Annotated in this window: 7 protein-coding genes; 1 reads left to right on the top strand and 6 read right to left on the bottom strand. The window is 74.8% G+C overall.

Going from position 1 to position 7,013, the window contains the following annotated elements; genetic code table 11:
* Nucleotides 1-119 precede the first annotated feature (119 nt).
* From ACZ6S8_RS37710 to ACZ6S8_RS37700, 3 genes are all read right to left on the bottom strand, one after another.
* Nucleotides 120-779: an SDR family NAD(P)-dependent oxidoreductase gene (locus ACZ6S8_RS37710; protein WP_469462667.1), complete on the bottom strand. Its 660-nt coding sequence runs from the start codon at nucleotides 777-779 to the stop codon at nucleotides 120-122.
* Nucleotides 780-919: 140 nt separating this feature from the next.
* Nucleotides 920-1,141 carry a DUF6479 family protein gene (locus tag ACZ6S8_RS37705; RefSeq protein ID WP_469462666.1) on the bottom strand — a complete coding sequence of 74 codons (222 nt, stop codon included), beginning with the start codon at nucleotides 1,139-1,141 and terminating at the stop codon, nucleotides 920-922.
* A gap of 122 nt (nucleotides 1,142-1,263) precedes the next feature.
* Nucleotides 1,264-2,772, bottom strand: a complete 1,509-nt coding sequence (locus tag ACZ6S8_RS37700) for a glutamate synthase subunit beta (RefSeq protein WP_469462665.1) — start codon at nucleotides 2,770-2,772, stop codon at nucleotides 1,264-1,266.
* Nucleotides 2,773-3,036: 264 nt separating this feature from the next.
* Between ACZ6S8_RS37700 and ACZ6S8_RS37695 the strand changes: the two genes are divergently transcribed.
* Nucleotides 3,037-3,570 (top strand): AAA family ATPase, encoded by a 534-nt coding sequence (locus ACZ6S8_RS37695; RefSeq protein WP_469462668.1) that lies wholly within the window; start codon nucleotides 3,037-3,039, stop codon nucleotides 3,568-3,570.
* 24 nt (nucleotides 3,571-3,594) lie between these two features.
* On the opposite strand, the gene ACZ6S8_RS37690 is transcribed toward ACZ6S8_RS37695, so the two are convergent.
* The 3 genes from ACZ6S8_RS37690 to ACZ6S8_RS37680 form a co-directional block, all read right to left on the bottom strand.
* Nucleotides 3,595-4,191, bottom strand: coding sequence for a hypothetical protein (locus ACZ6S8_RS37690; RefSeq protein WP_469462664.1), 597 nt, complete (start codon nucleotides 4,189-4,191; stop codon nucleotides 3,595-3,597).
* A 220-nt stretch (nucleotides 4,192-4,411) separates the two neighbouring features.
* Complete coding sequence (locus ACZ6S8_RS37685) at nucleotides 4,412-5,608, bottom strand: serine hydrolase domain-containing protein (RefSeq protein WP_469462662.1); 1,197 nt, start codon at nucleotides 5,606-5,608, stop codon at nucleotides 4,412-4,414.
* 191 nt (nucleotides 5,609-5,799) lie between these two features.
* On the bottom strand, nucleotides 5,800-6,999 hold the full coding sequence (locus ACZ6S8_RS37680) for a serine hydrolase domain-containing protein (RefSeq protein ID WP_469462661.1): 1,200 nt from the start codon (nucleotides 6,997-6,999) through the stop codon (nucleotides 5,800-5,802).
* Nucleotides 7,000-7,013: the final 14 nt, after the last annotated feature.

Genomic DNA, 7,013 nt, shown 5'->3' with positions numbered 1-7,013 from the left:
GCTGGGAGCGAGCCACGACTTGTGCGCGGTGGGCTGCTGCCCGGCGCGCGCACCCCGGCCGGCGGCGGCGGGCGCCGACAGCCCGTACGCGTAGGTTCACGCTCGGCCGTCGACACCGGCTACAGGCGGTCGATCATGGCGCGGACCGCCTCGTGGGGGTCCGCGCCCGGGGGCAGTGACGGTGCCCGGCCCGCTGCCGGCCGGTCGGCGAAGCCGGTGTCGAGGTGGGGAGGACGGAAGTCGAGGACGCGCAGGCGCCGGCTGCGCGCCTCGCGGGCCAGGACCCCGAGCCAGCAGCCCAGCGCGGCCTTGGCGGCCGCGTAGTCGGCCATGCCCTGCATCGGCGCGTCCACGACGGCCCCGGTGACCGCCGCCAGGAAGCCGCCCCCGGTCACTTGGGACGACGCTCCGCGCAGTACGGCCGCCGGGCACAGGAAGTTCACCGCGCACAGGTGCTCCGCGACGGAGTCTGCCGTCTCCTCGGCCCGGCCGAAGGCCGCCACCCCGACCGTGACGAGGACGCCGTCGAGCCCGCCCAGTTCGGCGCGGGCCCACGGTGCCAGGGCGGCGCAGCCGTCGAGGTCGTACGCGTCGATCCGGCGGACCGGTCGCCCGCCGAGCCCGGCCCCGCGCTCGGCGAGCTCCCGCGGTGCGCGGCCTGCGAGCGCGAGGACGGCTCCCCTGTCGGCGAGCTCCCGGGCAGCCAGGCCGCCCAGGACCCCGGTCGCGCCGACCACCAGCACGCGGGCGCCCGACAGCGGTGTGTCCCTTACGTCCATGGCCCTGCTCCTCGCACCGGCGGCCCGCCCCTGGTCCGCACCAGGCTCGCGCCGCCGGGAATCCGCGTCACCTCGCATCGTTCGTGCACGGAAACCGGCCGGTGCGGGTCGAGGCGGTGACGCGGAGCGGGACTACCGCGTCAGGGGCGCGGGCGGGTCGAGTCCGGGTCCTCGTCGGGGGTCTGCCACGAGTCCTGACGGGCCTGTGCCTGGGGGCTCTGATCCGCCGGTCGCGCACCGGGGTCCTTGAGCTTGGCGGCGCGCCGGCTGCCGTACCAGAACGCGCCGATGAGGAGGGCGGCCACTACGACACCGGCCACGATGAGGAAGAGGGACGTCGAACTGTCGGCCGCGAGAGTCATGGAGGTGATCATGGGCTGCGTCTACCCGGTCTGGAGCGTTCTGCACACGGCGGCGATTCGCGTGTTTCCCGCGGGACCGCCTCACGGGTTCCGCGCGGCCCCGTCCCCCCGTCCCGGACTGGCTAGTGTTCGCCGTAGCGCATGCGGCCCAGCGCCGTCATGGGGTGGTCGTGGGCGGCGACGGGGGCCGGGAGACAGGTCGAACCCGTCAGGTACCGGTCCACCGCGGCGGCCGCCGCGCGGCCCTCGGCGATCGCCCACACGACCAGGGACTGGCCCCGTCCGGCGTCCCCCGCGACGAACACGCCGGGAGCCCGCCCGCCGCCGGCCGCGAACGCGGCGTCGCGGGCGAAGTTGCCGCGCTCGTCGCGCTCCAGCCCCAGCTGCTCGGCCAGCCCGCCGCCGCGCTCCGGGCCGGAGAACCCCAGCGCCAGCAGGACCAGCCCGGCCGGGATCACCCGGTCGGTGCCGGCCAGCGGCTTGCGCGCCGCAGGTTCCACGGCGGTCAGGTGCATGGCCCGCACCCGGCCCGAAGCGTCCCCCTCGAAGTGCAGGGTCGCGCAGGAGAACGCCCGGGGGTCGCACCCCTCGCGCCCGCGCGCCTCCTCGTGGGCGTGGGAGACCCGGTACACCTTCGGATACACGGGCCAGGGCTCGCCGTCGGCCCGGCCGGGTCCCGGTTCCGGGTTGATGTCGAGCTGGACCACGGACAGCGCGCCCTGCCGCAGGGCCGTGCCGAGGCAGTCGGAACCGGTGTCGCCGCCGCCGACGATCACCACGTGCCGGCCCTCGGCCGTCACCGGCGACCGGGCGTGGTCGCCCTCCCGCACCCGGTTGGCGAGCGTCAGGTAGTCCATCGCCTGGTGGATCCCGCGCAGCGCCCGGCCCGGAACCGGCAGCTCCCGCGGCTCGCCGGCCCCGACCGCCACCACGACGGCGTCGCACCGGCCCCGCAGCTCGGCCGCGCCCGTCGAGCCCCCGACGTCCGCACCCGTCAGGAACGCCGTGCCCTCCGCCCGCATCTGCTCGATCCGCCGGTCCAGCTGCGCCTTCTCCATCTTGAACTCGGGGATGCCGTACCGCAGCAGGCCACCGATCCGGTCGGCCCGCTCGTGCACGACCACGGCGTGTCCGGCCCGCGTCAGCTGCTGCGCGGCGGCCAGTCCGGCCGGTCCGGAACCTATGACGGCGACGGTCTTCCCGCTGTGCCGTTCGGGCGGGCGCGGCGCGGCGTACCCGCGGCGCCTGCCCTCGTCCACGATCGCCTGCTCGACGTTCTTGATGGTCACCGCGTCCCCGTTGATCGCGAGCACGCAGGCGTCCTCGCAGGGCGCCGGGCAGAGCCGCCCGGTGAACTCGGGGAAGTTGTTCGTCGCGTGCAGCCGCTCGTACGCGGCCCGCCAGTCGCCCCTGGCCGCGTACGCGTTCCACTCCGGTATGAGGTTTCCCAGCGGGCAGCCGGTGTGGCAGAACGGGATGCCGCAGTCCATGCAGCGGTCGGCCTGCCGGGAGACGAACGGGAGCAGCGCCTGGCCCGCGTACACCTCGTGCCAGTCGCCGAGCCGCTCCGCGACGGGACGGGCCGGCACCGGCTCGCGGGGGATCCTGAGGAAGCCGAACGGATCGGTCACGCGCCGCCTCCTGGATCGCTCGCGGTGTGGGCGCGGCACCGTCGCGTACGGCGCGTTCCGTGCGTGTGTTCCGTGCCGGTTCGACCAGATTACGCCGCCTTCGGCGCATGCTCCCAGGCGGAGAGCGGTGGGCCGTGCGGGGTCCGTCCTCCGTAGCGGCGGCGTCGCGGCGCGTGATGGCGCGGTGGTGACCTCTCCCGGGACGCACCGTCCCCGCCGTCCGGGCCCTGCGGGCCCGCGGCCGCCGCTACGGTGGGGCGGGTGATGGTGGGAACGCCGGATACCCGGCTCGTCGTACTGCGCGGAAACAGCGCCTCGGGGAAGTCCTCGGTCGCGGCCGGCCTCCGCGAGGGGTTCGGCCGCGGGCTGGCCCTGGTCGGGCAGGACAACCTCCGCCGGAACGTCCTGCGCGAGCGCGACCGGCCGGGCGGCGTGAACATCGGACTGATCGACGCCGTCGCCCGCTACGCCCTGGACGCCGGCTACCACGTGGTCGTCGAAGGGATCCTCTACGCGGACCACTACGGCGAGATGCTCGCCCGGCTGCGCGCCGACCACCGGGGTCCGACCCACGCCTACTACCTGGACGTGGCGTTCGAGGAGACGCTGGCGCGGCACGCCACCAAGCCGATCGCGGACGACGTCGGCGAAGCCGCGCTGCGCGACTGGTACCGGCCGCTCGATCTGCTGCCCGGCGGGGGCGAGGCGGTCATCGGCGCGGACAGCGCCCTCGCCGACACCGTGAGCCGCATCCTGCGGGACACCGGCCTGGACGGTCCGTCCGCGGGAGAGGGATGAGGTGCGCGGGGCCGCGCGGCCGCCTCAGTCCTGCGGGTCCCGTCCGGCGGGGGCGGCGCCGGGGGACCTGCGCGGTCGGGTGTCCAGCAGGGTCCAGACCCGGCGGCCGTCCTCGGCTGCGTCGCTGCCGCAGCTCGCCGTCCCGCTGACGGCGGCGATCCGGGTCAGGAACGCGTCGTCCTCCGGGACGGGTCCGGCGCGGTGGCTGAGCACGACGATGAGGATCATGTCGTCCTGGTCGGCCGCGTGCACGCTGACCCGCTTGCCGCCGTCCGCGACCGCGGCGCCGACCAGCAGCTCCACGGACTGCCCGATCGACTCGTCCCCCGGGTGCTCGTAGCCCCAGGCGCGCACCGCCCCGATGATCCGGCACGCCGCCTTGCCCGCGGCCCAGCGGTCCGCCGTGAGGGTCCAGCTGGCCGCGCGACGGTTGCGCACGGTCATCCGTACCCGGTCCCGGGTCGCCGTCCGGCCGTCGTGCGGGCGGGCGGGCGCCGAGGGGTCCGCCTCCGCCTCCCCGCTCGGCCGCGGGGCCTCGACCGGCCGCTTCGGCGGCGGCGGGGTCTTCGGGGGGTAGTTCGGCGGGACCTTGGGGCCCTTGGCGCTCTGGGGTTCCGACACCCTGCCCTCCCTCGCTGCCGCGGAGGGGCGGTCCCCTCCGCCCGCCCATCATGGCAGGCGCCGGCGGGCGGGGCAGCTGACTCCGGCATACCCCGCCACGCGTCAACTCGCCCTGCCCGGAAGGCCGGAGCTCCGGCGGGGCCCTGCGGGGCCACCGGATCGCGGAGCCCCGGCATTCACGCCATCGGGTGAACCCGCCGGACCCGCACGGGTTCCGGGGTCACGAGCGCAGCAGGGCGCACACGAAGTCCTCCTGGACCGCGCGGACGCGCGCGAGGAGTTCGGGGGAGTTGGTGAGGGAGGTCTGCGTGGTGATCGAGAAGGTCAGCGAGCGGCTGCCGTCCGCGGTGGCCGCCACCAGCTGCGTGTATCCGGGGGTGTTGCCCGTGTGCCCGTACACCACCCCGCAGCGCGTCGTGTAGCGGTAGATGGCCAGTCCCGCGTCGGTGCGGCCGGGGCCGGGCGGCTGCGAGAGCGCGCCGGGGATGAACCTGAACTGCTGCTCGCGGGTCCGGTTGGAGACCAGCGCGCCGCCCGCGTAGCCGCGGATGAACTTGGTCAGGTCCTTGGGCGTCGAGACGATGCCGCCGGCGGCCCAGGCTCCCGAGGCGCTCACCGCCTCGCTGACGTCCACGGGTTCGGCCGGCGGGGCGACCTGGTAGCCGTGCAGGAAGGGATCGGGCAGCCGGTACCCCTGGGGCAGGCTCGTCCGCTCCATGCCGAGCGGCTCGTAGACGAGCTCGCGCAGCAGTCCCTCGTACCGGCGTCCCGTGACCGCCTCGGCCATGAGCGCGACGGCGATGTTGTCGGAGTTGGAGTACTCGTAGCGGCTTCCGGGGCGGAAGACGAGGCCCTCGTCGGCCACGAAGCCCAGCAGCCGCCGGGAGTCGAACCGGTGGCGCGGATCGGCGGAGATGATGTCGACGAAGCCCTGGGAGCCCGAGTAGTCGGGCAGTCCGCTGGTGTGGTTGAGGAGTTGTCGCAGCGTCACCCGGTGCCAGGCGGCCGGCTGGCCCGGCAGCACCTCCCCGATGGTGGAGTCCAGACGCAGCCGGCCGCGGTCGACGAGCCGGAGCGCCACCGCCCCGCTGAACGCCTTGGCGACGCTGGCGATCCGCATGTGGTCGCCCGCCCTCGGTGGCCGGCCGCTCTCCACGTCGGCCACGCCCGCCCGGTAGACCTCCGTACGGTCGCGGTCCTGCAGGACGGCGATGACACCGGGAGGACCGCCCGGGGAGGCCACCAGGTCCCGCAGCTCCTGCCGCAGGGAGGGCGCACCGGGAGGCGGATCGCGGTCCTCTCCGGCCAGGGCGGGCTGGGCGAGGCCGCCGAGTACCGCGCCGCACACGGCGGTCGCCGCGACCAGGCGCAGCGACGGGCGGATCCGGCGGTCGTGGCCGTACGGGCGTGGGGACACGGAGGTACCTCCCGGGGAAGACGGAGCGCGGGGGCCCACGATGGCAGGGGCCGGACCGCCGACGAGGGCGACACGGCCGCCCGCGGGCGGGCCGTGGCCCGTCCGGCCCTGCCTGGTCCGCGGCGCCCGATCCCCACGGCCCCGGGGATCCACGTCCGGGGATGCGCGTCCGGGGATTCACGTCCCGGGATTCAGGTTCCCGGCGTGATGATCTTCGCGATCTGCAGGAAGAGCTCGGTGGCGTGGTCCTCGTCGAGCGTCGCGAACGACCGGTTCATCTCCACGATCACGGTGGCGCCGCTCCCGGGCTCGTAGAACATCGCCGTGTTGTAGCCGAGGATCGTCCCGTTGTGCCCGATCCACCCGTCGAACGACCCGACGCCCAGGCCGTAGGACACCTTCACCGGCGTCGTGGCGATCGGCACGAACTGCAGCCGTTGCCGCTGGAGTTCGGGGGTGAGCAGCTTCGCGCCGGTCGCGACCTCGCGGGCCCAGACCCGCAGGTCCACGAGGTTCGAGAGCATGGCCCCCGCGCCCGCCGCGTAGGAGGGGTTGGAACGGGTGGTGTCGGTCATGGCGCCGTCCGGACCCGCCGTGTACCCCGAAGCGAAGGGCTTCAGGATGTCGGAATCCGTCGGGTAGCTCGTGGCGGTCAGGCCCAGGGGCCGCGCGATGTCGGCCCGCATCCACTCGGCCAACGACTTCCCGCCGACCTTCTCCACGATGTCGCCGAGCAGGACGTAGTTCGTGTCCGAGTACCGGATCCCCTTGCCCGGCGCGAAGTACGGCGCGTGGCGGCGCGCGATGTCGAGGGCGTCCTGTGTGCGGAACGGAGCGTCCGGGTGCTCGGTGTACCGCTTCAGCCAGGCCGGATCGTCGGTGTAGCTGTAGATGCCGGCGGTCATGTTCAGCAGCTGGCGGATGGTGATGTCGCCGCCGTTCGGCCAGCTGACGTAGGTGTCCAGGGTGTCGTCGAGGCGCATCTTGCCGGCGCGCACGAGCTGGAGCACGGCCGTGCCGGTGAACGTCTTGGTGATGCTGGCGATGCGTACCTTGTCGTCGAGGCCGATCGGCTGCTTCGTCTCGAGGTCGGCCGCACCGACGGAATGGCCCCACTCGCCCTTGCCCGGTACGTGCACGTTCGCGCGCACCCCGGGCACCTTGTTCGTCCGCCAGGCGGCGTCGACCGCCTCCCGCAGCTGCCGCTCGACATCGGCCGGAAGCGGTTGCCGGGCCACTGCCGTGCCGGTGGGCTCACCCGAGCCCGTGGGCGCTGCGCTGCCGCTGCCGGTGGCGGCGGAGGGGCCCAGGGCCTTCGGCTCGCTCTGCGGCGCACACCCCGCGGTGAGGCCCGCCAGAGCCGCCAGCGCCACCGCCGCAACCGCGGCCATCCTGAATCCCCGCC

Source organism: Streptomyces sp. NPDC048461 (assembly GCF_055587105.1).
The sequence above is the reverse complement of the archived record's forward strand: the minus strand, read 5'-3'. Positions and strand labels throughout refer to the sequence as shown.